Below are 21,095 nucleotides of genomic sequence, written 5' to 3'. Positions count from 1 at the left end.
ATGAATAATGGATTGTAAAGGTTCTCTTGAAATCAACTTGGGCGCGGCCCAAAATTTAACGGATGTAGATTGGTCCAAGGTGAATCCTCAGGATATTAATAACAATAACTTTCAGTTCGGAAAACCCTTTTATCTGGTATGTCCCGGAGAGCATTGCCAGGATAATGTCAATTTTACGCCTCAGGCACACCGCTTGTGCCAATGCACCGATATTAACGGAAAACCTGTACCGGGTTGTTCCCCGCATGATTATTTGTACCCGTTTGCGGCGCAGGTCTGCTTTAACACTAGCAATCCTTCCGATATGAGCCATGCAACGTTGGGTAACAGAGGCTGTATGACTCTGGGAGATACCTGGAATGTGGTCACGTGCTACTGCTGCTGCTCCTGCTTCGCTCACGGGACACAAATCGGTACACCGTACGGTCATCGCGCGATCGAGAAATTTAGTGTAGGAGATAAAGTCATTACAGCCAGCATGCAGCAGAGCGAACAAGGTTTCCAACTGACGTGGAAGAAAGCCAAGCTTAACTTCAGCAACGGTACAGGTCCTCACAGTCATCAACCCACTATGATCTACATCCGGTTCGGCGGTCACGGCAGTATCATCGTCACTCCGGATCACCTGTTCCTGATGCCAAGCGGCAAACTGAAGCGGGCCGACCGATTGGTGCCGGCTAAAGATTTGTTGATTTCCTATAACGGGACGCAAGTAGTGATTGACGAAATCAGCATCGGCGAATACAAAGGCGGGGTGCACCATATCGCTACGGATGTTTCCTTTGACGGTTCACTTGATGGTCACTTATTGTTGTCCGAAGGATTGGTTTCAGGCGATTTCAACTTGCAAATTCATCAGAATGAGCTTAAGACAAGCGGGATGATGGAAAATGACGGGAATGATCCGAAAGTAGGCACCCAAGAATACGAAGCGCTAAACTCGCACTTGGTCGCCGGAAACTATATGTCATTCAGCGCTCCTCATGTTGGTGAATCGAACGCGGCATTGGTTGCGGCTAGTCCTGAAGCGGCTGCGCAGCTAAGCAAATTCTATGTACTCGGATCAAATGTGGCTTTTGTGCCGGACAATGCGGCAACCTTCCTTAGCCCTCTGCAAGCGATTGATGTGAATGATAAAGCGGAAAGATGGGGTTTTACGGAAGTGAGCATCGGCAATGCCATGGTGAAATATCTGGTGAACCTGTTCCAGGGCTTCTACCCGGATATTACGTTCTATCATGACATCGGACGTTTGGAGCCGAACGCTTATGCCTTCACTCAGTACGGCAAACAGTACGTTGTTCTTTCAGGTGGTTTAACGCGCATCAAAGGGCTCGGGATGGAAGGACTGGCGTTCATTCTCGCAAATATGGTCAGCCGTCTTCAAAAGAGCGCGCCGCTGAACGCGGATGGCTACACTTCTGTGGGCATGAGCGATTATTATACACCTGTTATCTTGCAAAATATGTTCTTTGGTACTCTCTACGCGCCATTGATGACTAGCGCGCTGCACCAAATTCAACTCGTTATATTTAATAACATTAATATTTCACTGCATGATGCTTTTGAAACCGATCCTTATGCGCCAACTACAGGAACTAGAATGGATGCCGTTGAAGCAGGTAATGGCATGAATTTCCCTCCGAACGGCATAGGCGGTCCGGAAGCGAACGGTTTGAAAGTGACCGGAGCGAAGGTAACCGGGCCGACGGTTAGCGCGTCTTCGCTGGTGACGGCTGATATTACAGCCGATATCGCGGCGACAGCGTTCAAACTGCTGCAAGAGAACAATATTGTGGACGCATCAGGATTAATTGCGGCGGATTTCGCAGTGTCCACGGATTTATCGTTCTTGTTCGCGGATCTGACAGGGGAAAACAAAACGCTGTTCACGGAAGAGGTGCGCTACGCCTTGCTGCATGCCGGCTCTACCGTTGAACTGCATTTCAACACATCCGTCAAAGCACTTAGCACAGCCGATGAGGATGACTTCTCGTTTGAACCTAGTGCGGTTATCAGGGATGTAACGCCTGGCAGCAGCAGATCTTCAGTGTTGTTGAAGGTATCGCTGGAGCGCGGGGTTGCTTATACGGTGTCGGTTTCCAGAGCGCTGACCTCAGACATCGGATCGACCTTGGACCCGAACTCTTCAACGGCTGAAGTTACGTTGAACTAATTGGGACACGATCAAACCAACAGAGGAGATTAACTATGGAATCAGCCGACAAACAATTGGGGACAATCACGGGGACTATAGAAGAGCAGTGTGAGCAATTCGGCATCATCCTGGGTTTGAACGGACCGGTTTCGGAAGAAGTTCTCTTTGCGGCTGTTCATGATACCAGTTACGCCCATAATTTATTGGCAGCCCGAAGGTCGGAGATGTTTCTGAATCATTTGCTTAACAACCCTCCCGCGGTAGGAATAGCCGGGGAGACAGAGGCTTTGGGAGCGACAGGAGCAAGAGCAGCTGGATCGGCCGGAGCTTCAGAAGTAACAGGAGAATCCAGAGCAGCAGGAGAGTCGGAGTCAGCAGAAGTTACGGGTGCATCTGATGCAGCAGCATCGGAAGCAACAGAGGTGTCCGCTTCAGCTGGGGGGTCTGCCGCTGCGCATTCCAATACGGAATTGGCGAAGAAAGCTGGTCAAGCTTTGTGGAAGTGGGCGAGAACGGGTTTTGCCACTGTGGAGGACGACGTTTACCGGAGAAGGATGAGCGCTTGCGAGGCCTGCCCGCACATTCAAAGCAAGCCGGATAAGCTTCTTTACAACGCCCTGTCATCGGCCACTTCAGCTACCGGCGGTGCAGCTGAGAAGATTTGCGGCAAGTGCGGCTGTGTGCTTTCCAAGAAAACCAGACTGCCTACAGAATCCTGTCCGGATGAGCATCCGGATCTGGCGGGAATGACCCGCTGGGAAGAGCCGGTTCCGGCCATCTAAGTAGAGAATTGGAAGTAAAAGAAGGGCGCAAGCCCTTCTTTTTGCTTTTTAACTTTCCGTCCGGTAAAGCTGCGGCTCAGTTAGCCGGTGTGTGCGACGGCGCGGATTTCAATCAGTTGATGAGGAAGCGCAAGACCCGACACGCCGAGGAGGGTGCCTGCCGGCCGATGGCCACCCACATACTTCTTGAACAGAACGACGCACTGTTCGAAATGCTCTTGCGGGTTTGTGAGAAAGATCCCCATCTCAGCGATCCTTGATCTCGTGAACCAAATACCGCCAATACTCGATCAAGGTTCTCCAGCTGCCGGAGCTGTCCCCGAGCTGCAGCTCCGGCTCAGCTGGTACACAGTAATCCTGTTCACTAGCTCCTTCACCGAGAAAGGAATTCCTATTTTCGCACATGGCCTCCTTTTCATGTGGTGTTTCCGCTTTAGATTACAGGATCCGTGTTAAAGCCAACGAATATCGTCTGCGATCCAGTTCGGGTATCTGTCCAAATGCCAATATAACCACTGGGCGTTATACTTTTAATATCAATATAATCGCCAATTAAAGTAACAGGCGTCGGGCTGCCTTCATTCGGGTTAAAGGATTGCGAGGTAACGCGCTGGTTAAAGAAAGTGATGCCGCCGTCTATTGACCTTGCCGTGAACACATCTAATAAAAAGCCATCCAAGCGGTTCGTATAGTAAATCACATTAACTACTCCCGTTAACGGGTCCACATCAATGGCAGGAAAAAAGTTCTGAGAGCCCGCAGGAGCACCCGTTATAGGTTGCGGCGTTGACCAGCTAATGCCTTGATCGACTGATATCGCAATAAAAATATTTGAATATCCTTGACGGAAATCTTGCCATACGGCGTATATTCTACCGCTTGTGCTCAGTGTCGTTCGGTCAACGGAAAGATTGGGAAAAGTAAGAACTCGAAAGCCATAGCCGGGTACCGGTAGCACGGTGGGAACTAATACGACATTAGAGATGAGGCTGGCGGCCGTAAAAGAAGCACCTCCATCCAACGAAGTTCGTACGAGAAAGCGGGTATTGGGTCCGTTAATATTGATCCATCCGCCATAAATAACGCCGGTAAGGCTTATGGCAATATCCGGACGTTCTATTACATCCGCCGGATCGGACAGCAGAACCGGTTGTGACCAGCTGGCTGCGGAATCCAAGGAGCGCTGGAAAAAGAAGACGGACCTGGGGTTTACCGTAATATTAATTTGGTGATTGTATCCTACATATATATTGTCACGGAATGGGCTGGCCTGTGAATTGTCTACCTCTATAACAGGCTCGTCATTGTTTATATATACGCCATACCCGGGAGCTACCACTACCGGAGGTTCCCAGTTTAGACCATTATCGAAAGAACGATAAACGACTGTTGTGCCATTCAATCCATCCTGAGTAAAGGCATGCGCTGCGATGAAAAAGCTTGTGGGGTAACCATAGGCGATATACTGAGCTTCTGCCCCTGCAAATCCTGCAGGCAAAGGAAGAATAGTATTGTCCCAAGTGTTGCCTCCATCAAAAGAACGGTAGGCACCTGTCATCGGTGCAATGCCCGCAATGAAGACGGAGGTAGCCACCATAATGTTCGGGCTGAGCAAGTTAACGGCAATGATCGGCTCGAACTTAGGAGTCCCGCTCGGTGTGACTTGAAAATTAAAAATAGGCATTCTAGTTCCTCCATCCATGTATACTCCATTAATATACGCAACGGACTTTTAACAGGTATGGGCCAGGCCCTATAGGGAATTACAAATCAAGCTTATACTTTATTGACGGGTCCCCCGAACTTTCGGAGCGGGCTGGGCTGACGAAGCGTAATCTGATCCTGTTGACGAAAAAACCTCCATAAATTTGTCATTCTATAAATGATGACATTATGTAAGTAGTCGTTATGACAGTTGTGCGGATAGGATGAAAGGGCGGGAAAATGCCGCCAATAACTATTCCAGGAGCTGATTTCGTATGAAAATGCCTTTTAAAATTGTGTCCGCCAGCTTGGCCCTTATGATGACGGGAATCTCCCTAATTAACGCAGTTCCTGGTATAGCGGTAGAAGCGGAAGCCGCTTCGTCTAGAACTTCTTCCTCAGATACACAGGCAAAACACAAGCATAGTGCCGTCAAGAAAGCTTTGCAGACTGCAATGGAAGCCGGCTTGCCGGGTATACTCGTCAAAAGTACCGAGAATGGGAAAAGGTGGGCCTATTCCGCAGGGATCGCCGATTTGACGACCGAGCAGCAGATGCAAACCAATTATCTTTTCCGCATCGGCAGTGTAACAAAGACGTTCACCGCTACGGTTATTCTCCAACTAGCTGGAGAGAACCGTCTGAACCTCGACGACTCCATTGAGAAATGGCTGCCAGGTGTCGTACATGGAAACGGCTATGAAGGCAAAGAGATCACTGTGCGGCAGCTTTTGAACCACACCAGTGGGATCAGCGAATATTTAAAGTCCGATAAAATCAGTTTAATGGAAACCAGAAAAACGTATACACCTGAAGAAATCGTCAGCATCGGCCTGGCTATGCCCGCGGATTTCGCTCCCGGCAAGGGCTGGTCGTATTCCAATACGGGATATGTGTTACTGGGCATGCTTATTGAAAAGGTAACCGGAACTAGCTACGCGGAGGAAATCGAGCGGCGGATCCTCGAACCGCTTGAACTCTCCGATACGATCCTTCCGGGTAATTCAACGGTTATCCCCGGTAATAACCATGCCCGCGGGTATTTTCAGCCGGAATTTGGAAAGGAGCCGCTGGATGTCACCTATTATAATCCGAGCGTCGCCAGCTCCGCCGGGGATATCATTTCTTCTGCCGACGACTTGAATACGTTCTTTTCCGCATTGCTTGGCGGCCAATTACTGAAAGAAGAACAACTGAAACAAATGCTTACCCCCGTGGAAACAGGTCTAAAGGATATTAAGGGATACGGACTTGGAATTTATGCATTCAACCTTCAAAGCGGTGATACGGTGTGGGGTCATACCGGAGGCATACCGGGATTCGCAACGTTTGCGGGCGGTAGTGTAGGAGGTAAACATACGCTGGCCGTCAGTACCAACTATTTAGGGGCCGCTATCGAACAGGATACTTTCACTAAGATTGTTGCTGCCGAATTTGACAAATAGGGAATAAAGAAGGCCACTCATGTTTATTGAACCCGAGAACACAGCTAACGTTTTTGATTAAATGACGTTAGCTGTTTCTCTCAATTCTTTGTAAAGATACTAATTCGCAAGCTAAATAACCTACTATTATAAGGGGGTACCGTCAGGAAAATGCGGATTTTAAGCTCATCTATTTATTGAATTCATTAACTGGAAGAAGTATTCAGGTTTGTGAGTCTTATTCAGGTTATACCATGAATGTAATGTATCGGGTGCAAATACATCTAATTTTTTTAGTACTTCCATCGCAAATTCCAGAGGAGCTACTCCTGATGCAGTAACCATATTCTCACTAGATACCGCAGGTCCCATCTCATAAAATTTTTCTCCTTTGTAATTAGGACAAACCATTTTAATGTACTCCAAGTTATTGCTTGTATGCTTTCTAGAATCCAGGTATCCCATATTCGCAAGGGCCTCCGTTGCACCACAAATTGCAGCAACAATAGTGCCGAGCTTTAAAGCTTCGCCAATTTTTTTCATGATTGGTTGATGAATAACTTCTCCCCAAGTATTCCCTCCAGGCAAAACTAAAAGATCTTTACTCTCAAGCGTACACTCATCAAGCGAAATATCTGGTTTTATGTTCAGTCCACCCATCGTAGTAATAATTTCTTTATTAGCTCCTACTGTAACTACTTTTAAAGGTGCGATATCTTTTTTGAAATATCTTCCTGTGTTTAGTTCGGCAATTAAATATCCATATTCCCAGTCTGACATTGTGTTAAATACATATAAATAAGCTTTTTTTGTTTGCATCCAATAACACTCCCAATCACAATTGATATAGCCAATTATAATATAACTTCCCTGACAGCTAACGTCAGGGAAGTTATCATACTTGATGAAATTGTATTAATTCCGACAGAACTTCAATAAGTTTTTTCTTTAGACTTTTTGGCTCAATAACTTGAATAGATTTACCGTACGGTAAAAGTAAATAAGGTACATATGTATGTATCATATCCTTTTCAAGAAGAAATACTGCTTGATTTGAAGTCCGTTCTTGTAAATAATGTCCTAAAAACCAATGTTGGCAAATATCTCCCAACGTCCTTGTATTCCCCTTAATAACTAAAGAAGTAATCCTTTCCTTATCTTCTATAGTTGGAAGGAGGTTTTTCATAAAAAGGTCACGCGCTGAAAAATTTTCTGGCCGGTTAAACTTATTTTCGGTTAGCATTAGACTTTCAATTCGATCTACTCTAAAACTACGGATATCATTCCTAAGATGACAAAATCCAATCACATACCATTTATTATTCCAATAGATAATTTTGTACGGATCGACCGATCTATAATTTAACTGCTTTTTGCCGCTTTTATGGTAAACCATTTTTACTGAGTACCCGTCAGCTACGGCCTGCTCCAATTCTTTCAAAAAAGGTTCCATAGAGAGTGAACTTAATCGACTTATTACTTCAAGACTAGTTAAATGTTGGTTTCTCTTTGTTTCCTGCTCTTGATTTGAGTATTTGCTTAGTTTTGAAATGGCCCTATTTAGTGCTTCACCTCCATAATATCCGGCTTCTTCTGCAAAAACAGCAGCGTGAAATAGTGAAGTTTGCTCCTCAAAGTCAAAAAAAAGAGGAGCTTCAATAAAATTGTTCAATAAAGTGTATCCACCGTTATGTCCTGGTTCTGAAATTATAGGTACGCCACTTGTTGAAATTGTATCCATATAACGATACACAGTCCTTATATTCATCTCTAACTTTTCTGAAATTTGTTGTGCAGTAATTTTTTCACCTGAGCGGAGCATCCATAAAATTGCTAACATATTATCAGTTTTAGGCATATCATTCCACCTCTATATGGAACTTATTTTCTATTATATATTTCCGGTTTTTGGTATAACTCATCAACTGTTCCTTTCCGATAGCCTTATATAATGAGGCCCTAGAAATTCGAAGTGAATACGACTTTGTAACTTTTACACTGAAAGAATATCATAGTGCATCTATTGTTTCATTCAATCATAGAGCATATGCTTTGGTAGTTTACCTGCTTCTGACTTATATATTTTTCATTAAATCTCGCCTTTTTTTCTATTTCAGAAGCCATTGTTCCGCTTCTTCTTTACTTCCATACAATCTAAAATGATGACCTGTGTTCATTTCCTTAGCCATTTCATTAAATCTGCCTTTTTCAATTATCTCCTGAGGAATAATAGCAGCCGTTTTTATACCATAATTTATAAATTTCTGAATAATATCACCGGCTACTTTGGTTTTAAGTTTGAAGAAGTCTTCTGATAAGGCTGCATGGTGAATAATAATCGCGTTTGCCTCATGTTCCCAGCATAAAGATATTAGATCAAGTGCATGATTCTCTGTACGTAAAGGTTCAGTAGAAGAAATCAGTTCAATATATGTTTTACTCTCTGTTTCTCTAATTTGATAGTTCATTTTGTTTTTCTCCTCCATAGCTTCGTTTTCGAACAACCTCTGACGGGTTTCACGGACCCAATTAAGTTCATTATTATAGGTTGAAATAATGTTTTCTGAAATCATCTCCCATATTAAGCTTTCCCTCCTGCTTCTATTAGGTGAATGAAGAGCACGTCTGTATTTTTCCTTCTGCATAATCAATTGCAGTTTGATTTCACTTTCATATTTTGAGAGTATCTCACTTAATTCTTGATTACTTAACAGATCTGACCATGCAAGCTGTACCAAAAATGTTTTTTTAATCTCGGGAGCTTCTGATGATGACACAAGCCACTTTTTTAGTTCTTTAAGTCCTTCTTCTGTCAGGGTATATATTTTTTTGGAAGGAGAGTTATCCTGATGAACCACCTCACTGGTAACGAAATCATCGTTCTCAAGATTCATTAGAGCTTTGTAAATTTGATTGTTGTTACCGGACCAATACATGAAAGAGGATTCTTCAAAGATCTTTTTCAGTTCATATCCTGTTGAGGACTTCCAACTCAGTATGCCTAATATTGCTAATTGGATTGACATCCTTACACCTCGTTATCAATAATATAGGTTAAAAGTAACATATGGTACTGTAGTGGTCAATGTGAAACTTCTCAATTTGTTACGACTGTTTAAGACGGCGCTCCAATCAACGCTTATAAATTCGCCAGGCTGGAATAGGGGAGTTCATGCTGTATTATTCACAAACAGTTTGCATCAAGATTGCACCTGATATTCGTGTTCCTAACTCAGCCACATTTGTACGGGTGAAGAGGACGAGCAATTAGAATACTTTTGACAATATCCAAGAGGGGTTAAGTTCTGAGGAGTTAACATCTGATCACAGCAGTTTTTAAAACAAGCATAGTTTAATTCTAATCAAAATTTCCTTTGTTTATATTTCCATTAATTTGTATTCTAGAGTCTTGAGTAGCATGTTTTTTTGAACGACGCCATTAAGGTTAGCAGTTTTATAACACAGGAAAGCGAGGTGATCCTATTGACTCAGGAAGAAGTATTACAGGGCGGAAATGTTAATCACATTGTCCGCATGGCGAACACTGTTCGCCGCCCTACAGGTTATTGGAGCCCAAGCGTGCATGAACTGCTCAGACATTTGGAGAACCGGGGCTTTGAGGGAGCACCCAGATTCCACGGAATCGATGAGTCAGATCGTGAAATCTTGTCATTTATTCCTGGAGAAGTTCCAGGCAACAATTATCCAGAACTTGAACCGTACATGTGGTCGGACGAAACGCTTGTTGGTTTGGCACTTCTTTTGCGTCGTTTCCATGATGCGACGGAAGGGTTCTCTCTCACAACGGGGAAATGGCAGCTTAGTTTCGGTGATGACAACGAGCGCGAAGTAATCTGTCATAATGATGCTGCGTTGTATAATGTGGTCTTTCAAAATGAGGCGCCTGTGGCGCTAATTGATTTTGACATGGCAGGTCCTGGTCCGCGTATGTGGGATATTGCGTACACCCTATATACTTCAGTTCCGCTTGCCAGTTTCGCCCCTGACTATTCATCAGGAACTACGGCAGCCTACCAATCCGATTTACACGCCGCAGAGCGCCGCCGGCGAATTCATCTGTTTTTTGAATCGTATGGAATTCCCGTCTCCAATGATCTGCCGCAGTGGATTACTCAACGTTTAACTGTACTGTGTGATACGCTGAGAAGTGGTGCCGCCGATGGAAATCTTGCCTTTCAAAAAAGGATTGAAGAGGGACACTTGGCTCATTATGAGAGCGAGATTCAATTTATCTCAAAACATATCGATGATTGGTTAGATTGAAATGAAGCCTTGGATTTCAGATCGATAAGGAATTACGAAAATCCCCCTAAGTGCAAGGTTATATCTATAACATTAGAACAAGAAAACGAGCAAGCGATCTATTTATATGAAAGGCTATGTTAAACTTTGTTGTTGATATTTGATAATTCCGAACAAGCGTTCTGAAATAAGGACAATATAACTGTTCGGAGATGATTTGCCCATGGATTTAAAGGAACTGAAAAAGCTTGCTGATACGTTGGACGATAATGGTAAGCGAGAACTTATCTACTTTTTGCAGTCCCGAACCAAGGGAGTGGCACTTCCAGTTCGAGCGATTGATGAAATTCAAGAGCAGAAGCATAAAGATGGACTTGTTTGCCCGCATTGCAAAAACCATTCTGTTGTTCGATTTGGAAAGTACGCTGTAAGAACACGCACTGGAGAGGTTAAACGTCAACGTTACCGTTGTAAGTCCTGTCGCCAAACATTCAATGACCTTACGAACACCCCTCTGCAACGAACGAGGCGACCTCATATGTGGGTTTGTTTTATCGAATGCATGATTGAGGGCTTTTCTCTGAGAAAATGTGCAGAGCAGTTAAACGATGAAGTCACGCATGTCACCTTGTTTTACTGGCGGCATAAGATTCTTTCCGCTCTGAAGCAGATTCCAACCGAAGCATTTCAAGATATTGTTGAAATGGACGAGACCTACTTTCTTTACTCGGAAAAGGGCAAGCGGAATATTGCCGAACGCAAGCCACGTAAACGTGGCGGCAAAGCGAAATATCGTGGTATAAGCCACGATCAAGTGTGCGTGCTGGTTGCCCGTGACCGTCAGAAAATGACTTACTCTAGCGTACTTGGGCGTGGACGTATTCGGACTATAAAATTAGACGAAGCGATTGGTGGTCATCTATCTGACTCAAACGTGTTATGCACTGATTCATGGAGGGCATTTAGCTCCTATGCGAATTCAAAAGGCATGACTCATTACCGATTCAAGTCCGACGGAAAACAACGTGTGAAAGGCGTGTACCATATCCAAAACGTAAACAGCTACCACAGCCGCTTGAAGAAATGGATGGATCGCTTCAATGGTGTTGCAACAAAGTATTTGCAGAATTACTTGGCGTGGTTTTGTTACTTAGACAGCAAGGAATATGAGAATACCGCATCGAATAAGAAAAATATGTTGGTCAAATCGTGCCTGTTTACTGTGACCGACACGAACACCAAACTTCGGCTTTCTGCTTATTCTTGTTAAGCTCCCTAACGGGCAGTTATGCGCAACTTCCAGGGAATGTAAACATCTAAATAACGTAAGGAACGAGGAGGCAGACAATTCATGGGAGGAACGAATGTATGGGATGCGGAGTGGGAGGTTAACGAAGAGCAGGCGCGGACGCTGATCGGCAGACAATTCCCTCAGCTGTCATCGAAGCAAGTGAAGCGATTGGGCTGGGGCTGGGACAATACGGTTTTTCTCATCGGTGACGAGTACGTGTTTCGATTTCCAAGAAGAACAATTGCAGTTGGCTCGATTCGTATGGAAGGGAAGCTGCTGCCGAAGCTGGAGGCATATATGACCATCCCCTATCCGAAACCGTTGTTTTATGGCGAAGCAAGTGACGAATACCCGGCACCATTTCTTGGCTATGCCTACGTGCCAGGAGATTTCCCAATCGGTTTGACGGAAGAACGCCGGGCTCTATCGGCAGAGACGCTGGCGAAATTTTTGCGGAGATTGCATGAGTTTCCGATGCAGGCGGCGCTGAAGTGCGGAGTTCAGCAAGATCATCGAAACTTGACGGACATAGCATCGCGCAAAGTGAAATTGGAGGGCTTTCTATCGAAGGTGGTTGAACACTTGTCGCCGGAGGAGTCCGGTGTGATCGAAGCGTATATTAGCAGGCTGCAAAAGGACCGTGTCGAGGCGGAGAATGCACTTCTACATGGCGATCTTCATTTCAAAAATATGCTTGTGAATGAGAACGGGATCGTTTCCGGCATAATTGATTGGGGCGATCTGAGCGTTGGCCATCCGGCTTGCGATTTGAGCGTTGCTTATAGCTTTTTACCACCTTACGCTCGCGGCGTGTTTTTCGAAACGTACGGAGGAGCGGACGAGGAAACGAAGCTGCTGGCGCGGCTGATCGCGGTATACATCCCCATACTGATCTTAATGCAAGCGGTCGATGACGGGAATGAAGCGATTGCGGCAGAGGCGAAATCCAACATCATGCGGGCACTGTCGGATTAGGCTCATTATTTCGTTGCGGCTATGGGGCTATGGCTATCGGCATCATTTTGTCGTTTAAAGGCCGTGATAAGGTACGATCCGCCTTCTCTGATGCCGCTTTATGTTGAGGAACACGAAATTCAACAGAGTAGGGCGTTGCGCTAACGGGACACGATAGCAATAAACCGCCTTTTCAACGAAGGCGGTTTTCTTATGGTCAAATATCAACATTAGAATTTAACATAGCCATATGAAAAAGCAGGTTTTGCTAACCAAAACCAAGAAAATAGCCTATCAGCAACTTGTATATAAATTAAAGCTGCCGGAACATGCCGATTGCGGATAATAATAAAACGATTTCCGCAGCTAATCTCGATGGAGCATTAACCCAATAAACCAACCGCCAAATAGAGGGGTTGGTTTATTGGGTTATTTTACAGTTACAGCTGCAGTACTTAATTCCATTACGGTTTCTGCCCTGACTAGAATAACCGCATGAGTGCCGTGAGAGCATCTAAAGACCTATATCTCTACAAGATATAGATAGTCCCTAATATCCATGTCAAGATTTGTCGAATCGTGATAAAGTTTGTAATATATTTCAAACTTCATAGGCAAACCTGCAGAAATGCAGGGACGCAAAGCTATAGGGACTAAGGTCTAAGGAGATGATGTCAGCCAGCTGCCAAAGAGTGCATACCGCTTTTTGTTTAGCGCAATCATGCTGCTCTTCGGAGTAGCTTTTTTTGTGCATTTTGATCATTCAGAACCAATCATGAGGGGGTTAATCACGTGTATAAAAGGATAGCCATCGCAACATCCGCAGCCCTGTTAATCAGCCTTTCTGATGGCTCGTATCAGGCTCTGGCCGCCAATGGATTGCCTGACGTAAACGCAAGTGAGGTGCAAACTTTATCAGAAAGTGGAGTGAATCCAACAGATCTCGCGGTCGTGGAGCCGTTTGATTTGTACGGCAAAGACCTTTTACCCGCTTACAATACGGTCTATCGGATGAATCCGGCCAATATCAAGTCACTGACGAATAACGGGGGAAATTACGGGAGTTCAACCATGAATAAGGCGATCGACGGGGATATGAACACACATTGGGAGACGGGCAAGCCGAACACCTCCGCATTTACCAACGAGGTTGTATTCCAGTTCAATGAAGCGACGACCTTGAATAGAATCCTGTATGCAGCCAGACAATCGGGTGCCCCAGGCAAAGGATTTGCGCAAGCGTTTGAGATCTATGCCTCCCAAGAAGATGCGGGTGATCGTTATACGCTGGTCGCTTCCGGGGAGTATAAAGGCTCTAACAGTGACCTGGTTGAGATTAAATTTGCCCCGGCCACTTTTAAGCGGGTCAAGTTTGTATTCAAAAAGGCGAATCAAGAATGGGCAAGTGCGGCGGAGTTCGCTTTTTACAAAGAAGATCCCATCCGTGAAGCCGTAAACGGCCTGTTCACCGATGGAACAATGAGTGCGGTAGTGCCCGGGTACAACAGTGCGGCTGCCCTGGGGGCTTTGCAGGAAAGTGCGAAAACCCATCCTCTCTACCCTCTGATGAAGGAACAGCTGGACCTGGCTGACAAGCTGGTTAAAGGAGAGGTTGGAATCCAAGGTACGGTCATCACCGCGCAGCAGCATGGGGATATGAAGAAGCATGCCCAGCAAAATCTAAGGTTTGGCTTCGGTACGAACAACCAGCCTACCGGTTTTGCAGCTATGCCGGGCCGTACAATCAACATCTACGTGGATGTGGAATCCAAGGATAAACTCCCTTCGCTCATTTTCTCGCAGCAGGACGGCGGCTGGAACAGTTGGACCAGAGGCGTGCAATTACGCCCCGGTAAAAATACGATAACCGTACCTGAGATCGCAACGAGTAATGCATACGCTCATGATGTGACCAAAGGAGGGACCGTCTACATTGTCAATCCTTATACACCTGAAGAACAGGGGAAAGCTCCTCTGATCCGGTTTGAAGGTCTCCAGCAGATTCCTTTCATGACCAAGAATACCGATCCGGCCCAATTTAAAGCGTTATTAACCGCATATAAGCAAAAGTTAGACCAGGATATTGCCGCTCACCCCAATGTGAAAGACCGGCAGCTCATCGATGTGGTCGAAATAGCCAGCGACCGGATTATTTTCACGGGTACGGCTACAGAAGCTTACAAACAATATGTGACGCTAGGTCATAATCCTATGGATACCTTGACCGGCTATGACTTCTGGATGAAGCGCATTTTTGACGCTTATGGTCTGGATGGCCGCAGTGTGAATCACGATCCGAAGCAAATCCGAGAAAATATCAGACTGATGCAGCCTTACGGATTTATGTATGCCGCCGGGGATCATACCGGTATCCAGCTTGGAGAGGTTGGTTTGATGTTAGGCGATTTCAAGAAGCAATACCCGGGCTGGGGCTTGACTCATGAGATCGGGCACCGTATGGCTGTGGGCGAAAGGGAGTACGGCGAAATTACCAACAACATGTTATCGATGGCGATGTCGGTCGCTTATAATTCGCTGGATAACCGGATTCCTTTTGAATCTGAGGTCTATAAAACTGTCATTGAAGAGAATAAAGTGGCGATGGATCAGCAGTCGCTCGGAGCAAGGCTGGGGGCTTACTGGCAGCTGGAGCTGGCTCATCCGGGGTATTGGAAGGAGCTTAACGGTCTGTACAGGGACCGGAAAGTCTCGCTTGCAAATGGAGACAATTCCAAACAGCAGTATCTGGTTGAATTCTCATCCGAAGTACTCGGGATGGATCTTAGCGGCTTTTTTGCCAGACACGGCTTCACGGTGAATCCGGAGACCCGCGTGAAAACAGCTGCATATCCGGCTTCCCCTAAGCTTTGGTATTTGAATAACAGCGTACTCAACTACGAGAGAACCGGCATACAGGATAAGAAGGCTCCTATCCAAGTAAATATCAGCGCGAATGCTTCCGCAAAGTCGAACACGTTAAATCTGAGCATGGATCAAGTCTATAAGAAGGATCTGCTTGGTTACGAGATTTATAGAAACGATAAACTGGTAGGCTTCACCGGGACTGATCAGTTCGTCGATCAGAATGTCGACCCGGCTGTCAATTATACGTACAAGGTGATTGGCTATGATAAAAAATTAAATGCCCTGAATTCCGTTTCCTATAAGGCGTTTAAGCCAACGTTGTCCGTCGAGGAACATGTTACGCTAAAACTGAATCAAGTTTTTGACCCTATGAGCTTTATTAAGGCGGTTAACTATCAGGGAAGCGATATTACAAGCACGGTTGTAATCAAATCGAACGATGTAAATATAGCTCAAAAAGGAGACTACCGAATCGTCTATGAAGTCCAAGACGGCGGGGCCACCGAAACCAAAACGGCGAATGTCTCGGTTACGAGTGACTATTCGTATGTTTCGGACCTCAGCGCCCAATCAGCCGTTACAGGCTGGGGTGAACTGCGGAAAGATAAATCTCCTTCCGGCGGAACGATCACCCTGGCACGGCAAGGGCTTGCTGCCACCTATGTCAAAGGACTGGGAGCTCATGCCAACTCGGAAGTTGTATATGCTATTAAGGGTAAAGGTTATGACTTCTTTGAAAGTTATATCGGGATTGATCAAGCCGTGAAAGGAAACAACGCTTCTTCTGCTGCTTTTGAAGTGTATGTGGATGGAGTGAAGAAATTTACGAGCGATGTGTTCAGATCGGGTACGGAGCATGAATTTATTCAAATCCCTGTTACGGGGGCCAATGAGATTAAGCTGGTCACCACAGATGCACAGATTAACAGCAGTTCGGCGGACCATACCGTCTGGGCGGATGCCAAGTTGACGAAGAACTCCAGCAAGCCAACGATCACCCTGCCTGAAGAAACAACTTTGGTGAAGCTAAGCAGCGAGTTTGATGTGCTGAAAGATGTACAAGCTTGGGATACGGAAGATGGAAATTTAACCGGACAGCTTCAAGTCGACACGAAGGGGTTCACTTCACATAAGACTGGAACTTACCCCGTCGAACTTACGGTGACTGACCGTGATGGCAATTCCGTGACCAAGACTAGAAATATCGTAGTCTACAGTGCCGCCTCCTACCTGAGTGATACGAACTGGGCTTCCGCAAGAACCGACTACAATGTTGTGAGAAAAGATAAAGCCAGCTCCGGCAGTACGATCAAGCTGCTGGTGAACGGCGCAAATAAAGAGTTCGGCAAAGGTATCGGCACGCACGCCAACTCGGTAATCGTATATAATCTTACCAACACGAACTATGAATATTTGGAAACCTTTGTAGGTGTCGATCGGAACATTCCGGATCAAGCGAACTCCAGCGTGATGTTCCAAATAATAGCGGACGGCAAGGAAGTTTATAACAGCGGACTGATGAAATACGGCACAGAGGCCAAACTTGCAAGAGTTCCCGTTAAAGGAGTCCGTGAGCTAAAGCTGGTAGTCAATAACGCAGGCAACGGAAGCGCTTCGGACCATGCTAACTTTGCGGATGCCAAGTTTATTATTCTGAACAGTACGCCAGAGCTAACGATTCCTAAATCCGTATCTACGAAAGTGGGTCAATCGGTAACCTTGCAAGCTGACTATACCGCAATCGATGCGGAGGACGGGGATCTCACGGCACAGGTGAAGGTCACGGGTGAAGATCGCGTTAACTTCAGCCGAACCGGCGAATATCCAATCACATACACCGTTACCGACAGTGAAGGAAATACAGTTGCCAAGACCAGAACCATAGCGGTTGTCAGTATGGACGATTACAAGCATCTGACGGATTTTGACTGGAAATCTACACAGAACAGCTATACCGCGCCTAAGAAAGATATCTCCGTAAGCAGCAATCCACTAAGATTAACGGATGCCGGCAACAGGGAAGCCGTCTACACTCGCGGCATCGGAGCGCATTCTACCTCAACGATCGTATATGATTTAAGCGATCAGAATTTTGATTACTTCACTTCCTACGCAGGTGTGGACCGGCAAATGTACGGGTCGATCGCTTCCATTAGCTTCGAAGTGTACGTAGACGGGGAGAAGAAATTCGACAGCGGCGTGATGAACTCCAGAGATCCGCAGAAATGGATTGAGGTGGATATTAATGGCGCCAGTGAGCTTAAATTAATCGTAACCGATGGAGGAAACGGCAACGGATCCGACCATGCAGCCTGGGGAGATGCCAAGTTGCATTATGCCAATGCGGATAAGCTGTACACCGCAGATTTGCAGCAAGCCATCGCAGATGCCAAAGCGATCAACCCGGAAGGATATACTTCGGAGAGCCTTGCTGCGTTAAATGCCGGCATAGCAAGTGCCGAAGCGGTTCTGACGAAACAGAGCGCAGTTCAGAGTGAAATCGACGCAGTGACCGCAGCCTTGAAAGCCGCAAAAGATGGATTAACCCGAATAGATCTCTCGCAAGTAATTACCATTGAAGACCGCTATTTAAAGGAATCAATCAAAAAGACGCTGGGAATTACCGGGGATATCACGCTCGGGGATATGGTTAAGCTGACCGCGCTAACCAGTGAATCCCGACGGGCCAGATCCCTGGAAGGGCTTCAGTATGCCGCAAACCTGGTAAATCTTGATATTAAGGGGAACGAGATTACCGACTTTTCTCCGCTTCAAGGTTTATCTAAACTCGATAACCTTATGATCGACCCGCAGATCGTAGAAATGGGCTCCTTAAACGGTCCTATCGCTCAAATGGATAATCCGGTTAAAGGGGTCGACGGAAATAAAGTGATTCCAACCATGGCAGGAGTCAGAAACAACAAAACTTCCAAAGAAATCATGTTTGATAGGAAGGAATGGGCGAAGAATCCGGACAAATTCACTGTGGATCTGTCGAACGAGGATAAAGGCTATTACATGATGTATTTAACTTATACCGTGCATGACAGCACAATTCAATTGATTTATTTAATCGATAACAGCAAGTAATTCGTGAAATCAAATAGAGCGCCAGTAGATCATTCAGATATATTCTGAAGATCTGCGGCGTTCTTTTTGGTTAACTTGGCTTTTATAGAATAGAGAAAAAGCGGAAGCATAGCCCTAACTGGCTGTCTGGTCTTTCGGGCGGTGCTTTTTTATACATTGACGAGAACCAAAAACTGAGCCAAAATCATTCTATTGATAGACAGAGAGGGAGTATTCAAATGAAAATACTGCTGATTGGCGGGACTCAATTTATAGGACCCTATGTCGTGAAAAATCTGCTTGAATCTGGACATGAAGTTATCGTATTTCATAGAGGAAAAATAAACAATTTACACTCAAACGTTAAACATATACTTGGAGATAGAAATAATTTGATAAATTACTTGGAGGAATTCAAAAAAATATCTCCGGATGTAGTATTAGATATGATTCCATATAAAGAACAACATGCAATAGATGTATTGAATGTCTTTAAAGGAATTACGAAACGTATTGTTGCAATTAGTAGTGGAGACGTTTATTTTTCCTATGACGTAATTATTAAGAATGAACCGGGTCCAATTGACCCTAATCTAATTTCTGAACACTCCAAGTTACGTGAAACGCTTTTTCCAAACAGAAAAAAAGGTGATATTAGTTACGATAAGATTCCAATAGAAAATCTAATATTAAACAATAAAGAAATAGCAGGCACAGTTCTAAGGTTGCCGGTAGTTTATGGACCGAATGACTCTCAACATCGTTTTTTTAATTATTTAAAGCGAATGGAAGACAAACGGTCCTTTATTTTTTTGGAAGAAGGATTTTCAAATTTCAGATGGACACATGGTTATGTAGAAGATGTAGCACAAGCAATTACATTAGCTGTAACGCACAATAGAGCTTCAGGTAAAGTGTATAATGTTGGCCAATTAAATGTACCGACAATGGTTGATTTAATTTCAGGAATTGGAAGATTAAGCGGATGGGATGGAGAAGTGATTAAAGTTCCCGGTACATATTTACCCGAACATCTACGACCACATGATTTAAACACATCTCAAAATCTAGTTTATGATACTTCTCTTATTCGATCAGATATTGGCTATGAAGAAATATGTTCATTAGAGGAAGGATTAATTAAAACCATTGAATGGGAACGAATTAATCCTAAAAATTATAATATAGATGATTTTAACTACATAATTGAAGATGAGCTATATAAGCAAATAACTAAATAACGAAATTCATGCATAGTCGCCTACTCGCCAGAATACATGGCTTCAAATGTAAGTCCTCGTCTTAGTGATAATGAGAATTTTATTGAAGTAAGAAAAGGTGATCAATTTAGCGATGGTACATATAACGATTAAAAATAATACAACTGTTGATTTTGAAATTAAAAGTGACCGGATCTGCGCCTGTGTTAAAAAAATCCTTTTGGAAGAAGAAATTGATTCACTGGAAGTCATCTGTGACGATGTTGGTTACAAAACACCAAATTTCACGACATCTGGGCTCTATTGTTTGCACGGAACGGCAAAGTTGGCCAATAACGAAAATACATCATGGAGTGTCATCGTTAAAGTGATTAAACCGGACAGTGCGGAGAAAAATTTTGCGGAGCATCACAATTATTGGCGAAGGGAAGCTCTTGTATTTAATTCCGGTATTTTGAACGAGCTGCCGGATTCTATAAAGGTTGCAAGATGCTTTTGGGTTGAAGAGTTACCTGACAAAACCATATGGATATGGATGGAGCATATCCAGGGCAAACATGCGGATACAGTGGAACATTTCTCCTTTATTGCAGGGCAGTTAGGCCGCTTTAATGCTGCCTATCTTACCGGAGTTAAAACACTGCCCAAGTATGATTGGTTATGCAGTGCCTGGCTTAAATCATGGACGACAGCCAGCCGTCTATATGCACCCCATGTTGATACATATGTGGAAGGATTATCTGACGATCATTATCGAACAATATGGGCTTGGTATCAGAATCTCATTAGGAAACTTGATTTTGCTATTGAATCGCTTCAACGGCTGCCTCGTGTGTTGGCACATCAAGACTTGAGTCAAAAGAATATGTTCCTTACGGCAAGGGACAACTCCACCTCTCAATTGGTACTGATTGACTGGCAATTTCTGAGTATCTCAGGGATTGGAGAGGATCTGGGTAAGTTGTTTGGGGTGAATATGAGTCTAGGGATCATTCAGCCTAATCAGTATGATGAATTTCAAAGATCCTTATATACATCTTATTTGGAAGGACTGCGGAGCGCAGGTTGGCAGGGAGATGAGAGGTTAATGCGATATGGATTTTATTTAAGCATGGCTTTAAGAAGTGTTTGGGAAGTTCCTCAATACTTTTCATTATTGGCACAGCTGGACGCTGATCCGCAAAACGATAATCTTAAAGATCAATTATATAGACTTGAAAGGATTCTCATGATTCAAAAAAACATGTATTCGGAAGTTGAGTTACTGATGCCTGAGTTAGGGTTTTGCACCTTACAATAGGCTGACGGAAAGCGATAGCGGCATCCACATAAGCTCAAGGTGCAGGCCATCCGGCTGCAGGTATG

General features: G+C 44.7%; 13 protein-coding genes, 1 pseudogene and 1 riboswitch. Of the genes and pseudogenes, 9 read left to right on the top strand and 5 right to left on the bottom strand.

Going from position 1 to position 21,095, the window contains the following annotated elements:
• The first annotated feature begins 7 nt into the window (after positions 1–7).
• On the top strand, positions 8–2,176 hold the full coding sequence (locus EDM21_RS01720) for a Hint domain-containing protein (RefSeq protein WP_157332317.1): 2,169 nt from the start codon (positions 8–10) through the stop codon (positions 2,174–2,176).
• Positions 2,177–2,211: 35 nt separating this feature from the next.
• Positions 2,212–2,940, top strand: coding sequence for a hypothetical protein (locus EDM21_RS01715; RefSeq protein ID WP_157332315.1), 729 nt, complete (start codon positions 2,212–2,214; stop codon positions 2,938–2,940).
• Between the two features lie 80 nt (positions 2,941–3,020).
• On the opposite strand, the pseudogene EDM21_RS24815 reads toward EDM21_RS01715, so the two are convergent.
• A pseudogene (locus EDM21_RS24815) lies at positions 3,021–3,256 on the bottom strand (RidA family protein); the annotation flags it as partial.
• A gap of 117 nt (positions 3,257–3,373) precedes the next feature.
• Positions 3,374–4,624, bottom strand: coding sequence for a sialidase family protein (locus EDM21_RS01705; RefSeq protein ID WP_157332313.1), 1,251 nt, complete (start codon positions 4,622–4,624; stop codon positions 3,374–3,376).
• Between the two features lie 295 nt (positions 4,625–4,919).
• Between EDM21_RS01705 and EDM21_RS01700 the strand changes: the two genes are divergently transcribed.
• Entirely contained in the window at positions 4,920–6,089 is a 1,170-nt protein-coding gene (locus tag EDM21_RS01700) for a serine hydrolase domain-containing protein (RefSeq protein WP_157332311.1), read from the top strand.
• Positions 6,090–6,254: 165 nt separating this feature from the next.
• On the opposite strand, the gene EDM21_RS01695 is transcribed toward EDM21_RS01700, so the two are convergent.
• From EDM21_RS01695 to EDM21_RS01685, 3 genes are all read right to left on the bottom strand, one after another.
• Positions 6,255–6,887 (bottom strand): type 1 glutamine amidotransferase family protein, encoded by a 633-nt coding sequence (locus EDM21_RS01695; RefSeq protein ID WP_157332309.1) that lies wholly within the window; start codon positions 6,885–6,887, stop codon positions 6,255–6,257.
• A gap of 76 nt (positions 6,888–6,963) precedes the next feature.
• Positions 6,964–7,926, bottom strand: a complete 963-nt coding sequence (locus EDM21_RS01690; protein WP_157332307.1) for a helix-turn-helix transcriptional regulator — start codon at positions 7,924–7,926, stop codon at positions 6,964–6,966.
• A gap of 250 nt (positions 7,927–8,176) precedes the next feature.
• The gene (locus tag EDM21_RS01685) at positions 8,177–9,094 is read right to left on the bottom strand and encodes a DUF4180 domain-containing protein (RefSeq protein WP_157332305.1); all 918 of its coding nucleotides are present in this window, start codon (positions 9,092–9,094) and stop codon (positions 8,177–8,179) included.
• Between the two features lie 508 nt (positions 9,095–9,602).
• Between EDM21_RS01685 and EDM21_RS01680 the strand changes: the two genes are divergently transcribed.
• From EDM21_RS01680 to EDM21_RS01655, 6 genes are all read left to right on the top strand, one after another.
• A complete protein-coding gene (locus EDM21_RS01680; RefSeq protein WP_157332629.1) occupies positions 9,603–10,352 on the top strand; it encodes a phosphotransferase in 750 nt (249 codons plus the stop codon).
• Positions 10,353–10,554: 202 nt separating this feature from the next.
• A complete protein-coding gene (locus EDM21_RS01675; RefSeq protein WP_157332303.1) occupies positions 10,555–11,601 on the top strand; it encodes an IS1595 family transposase in 1,047 nt (348 codons plus the stop codon).
• An 81-nt stretch (positions 11,602–11,682) separates the two neighbouring features.
• Positions 11,683–12,597, top strand: a complete 915-nt coding sequence (locus tag EDM21_RS01670) for a phosphotransferase (RefSeq protein ID WP_157332301.1) — start codon at positions 11,683–11,685, stop codon at positions 12,595–12,597.
• 582 nt (positions 12,598–13,179) lie between these two features.
• A riboswitch (cyclic di-GMP riboswitch) is annotated at positions 13,180–13,266 on the top strand.
• Between the two features lie 102 nt (positions 13,267–13,368).
• The gene (locus tag EDM21_RS01665) at positions 13,369–18,531 is read left to right on the top strand and encodes an NPCBM/NEW2 domain-containing protein (protein ID WP_157332299.1); all 5,163 of its coding nucleotides are present in this window, start codon (positions 13,369–13,371) and stop codon (positions 18,529–18,531) included.
• A gap of 218 nt (positions 18,532–18,749) precedes the next feature.
• Positions 18,750–19,751, top strand: a complete 1,002-nt coding sequence (locus EDM21_RS01660) for an NAD-dependent epimerase/dehydratase family protein (RefSeq protein ID WP_157332297.1) — start codon at positions 18,750–18,752, stop codon at positions 19,749–19,751.
• A gap of 97 nt (positions 19,752–19,848) precedes the next feature.
• The gene (locus tag EDM21_RS01655; protein WP_157332295.1) at positions 19,849–21,030 is read left to right on the top strand and encodes a phosphotransferase; all 1,182 of its coding nucleotides are present in this window, start codon (positions 19,849–19,851) and stop codon (positions 21,028–21,030) included.
• The last annotated feature ends 65 nt before the right edge of the window (positions 21,031–21,095 follow it).

This window comes from Paenibacillus lutrae, assembly GCF_009757775.1.
Classification (GTDB): domain Bacteria; phylum Bacillota; class Bacilli; order Paenibacillales; family NBRC-103111; genus Paenibacillus_F; species Paenibacillus_F lutrae.
Note: the sequence above shows the minus strand (reverse complement) of the source record. Positions and strands in the feature narration are given on the sequence as shown.

Coding starts and splice junctions, on each gene's coding strand:
- EDM21_RS01720 (WP_157332317.1), top strand. CDS start 8: ATGGATTGTAAAGGTTCTCTTGAAATCAACTTGGGCGCGGCCCAAAAT.
- EDM21_RS01715 (WP_157332315.1), top strand. CDS start 2,212: ATGGAATCAGCCGACAAACAATTGGGGACAATCACGGGGACTATAGAA.
- EDM21_RS01705 (WP_157332313.1), bottom strand. CDS start 4,624: ATGCCTATTTTTAATTTTCAAGTCACACCGAGCGGGACTCCTAAGTTC.
- EDM21_RS01700 (WP_157332311.1), top strand. CDS start 4,920: ATGAAAATGCCTTTTAAAATTGTGTCCGCCAGCTTGGCCCTTATGATG.
- EDM21_RS01695 (WP_157332309.1), bottom strand. CDS start 6,887: ATGCAAACAAAAAAAGCTTATTTATATGTATTTAACACAATGTCAGAC.
- EDM21_RS01690 (WP_157332307.1), bottom strand. CDS start 7,926: ATGCCTAAAACTGATAATATGTTAGCAATTTTATGGATGCTCCGCTCA.
- EDM21_RS01685 (WP_157332305.1), bottom strand. CDS start 9,094: ATGTCAATCCAATTAGCAATATTAGGCATACTGAGTTGGAAGTCCTCA.
- EDM21_RS01680 (WP_157332629.1), top strand. CDS start 9,603: ATGGCGAACACTGTTCGCCGCCCTACAGGTTATTGGAGCCCAAGCGTG.
- EDM21_RS01675 (WP_157332303.1), top strand. CDS start 10,555: ATGGATTTAAAGGAACTGAAAAAGCTTGCTGATACGTTGGACGATAAT.
- EDM21_RS01670 (WP_157332301.1), top strand. CDS start 11,683: ATGGGAGGAACGAATGTATGGGATGCGGAGTGGGAGGTTAACGAAGAG.
- EDM21_RS01660 (WP_157332297.1), top strand. CDS start 18,750: ATGAAAATACTGCTGATTGGCGGGACTCAATTTATAGGACCCTATGTC.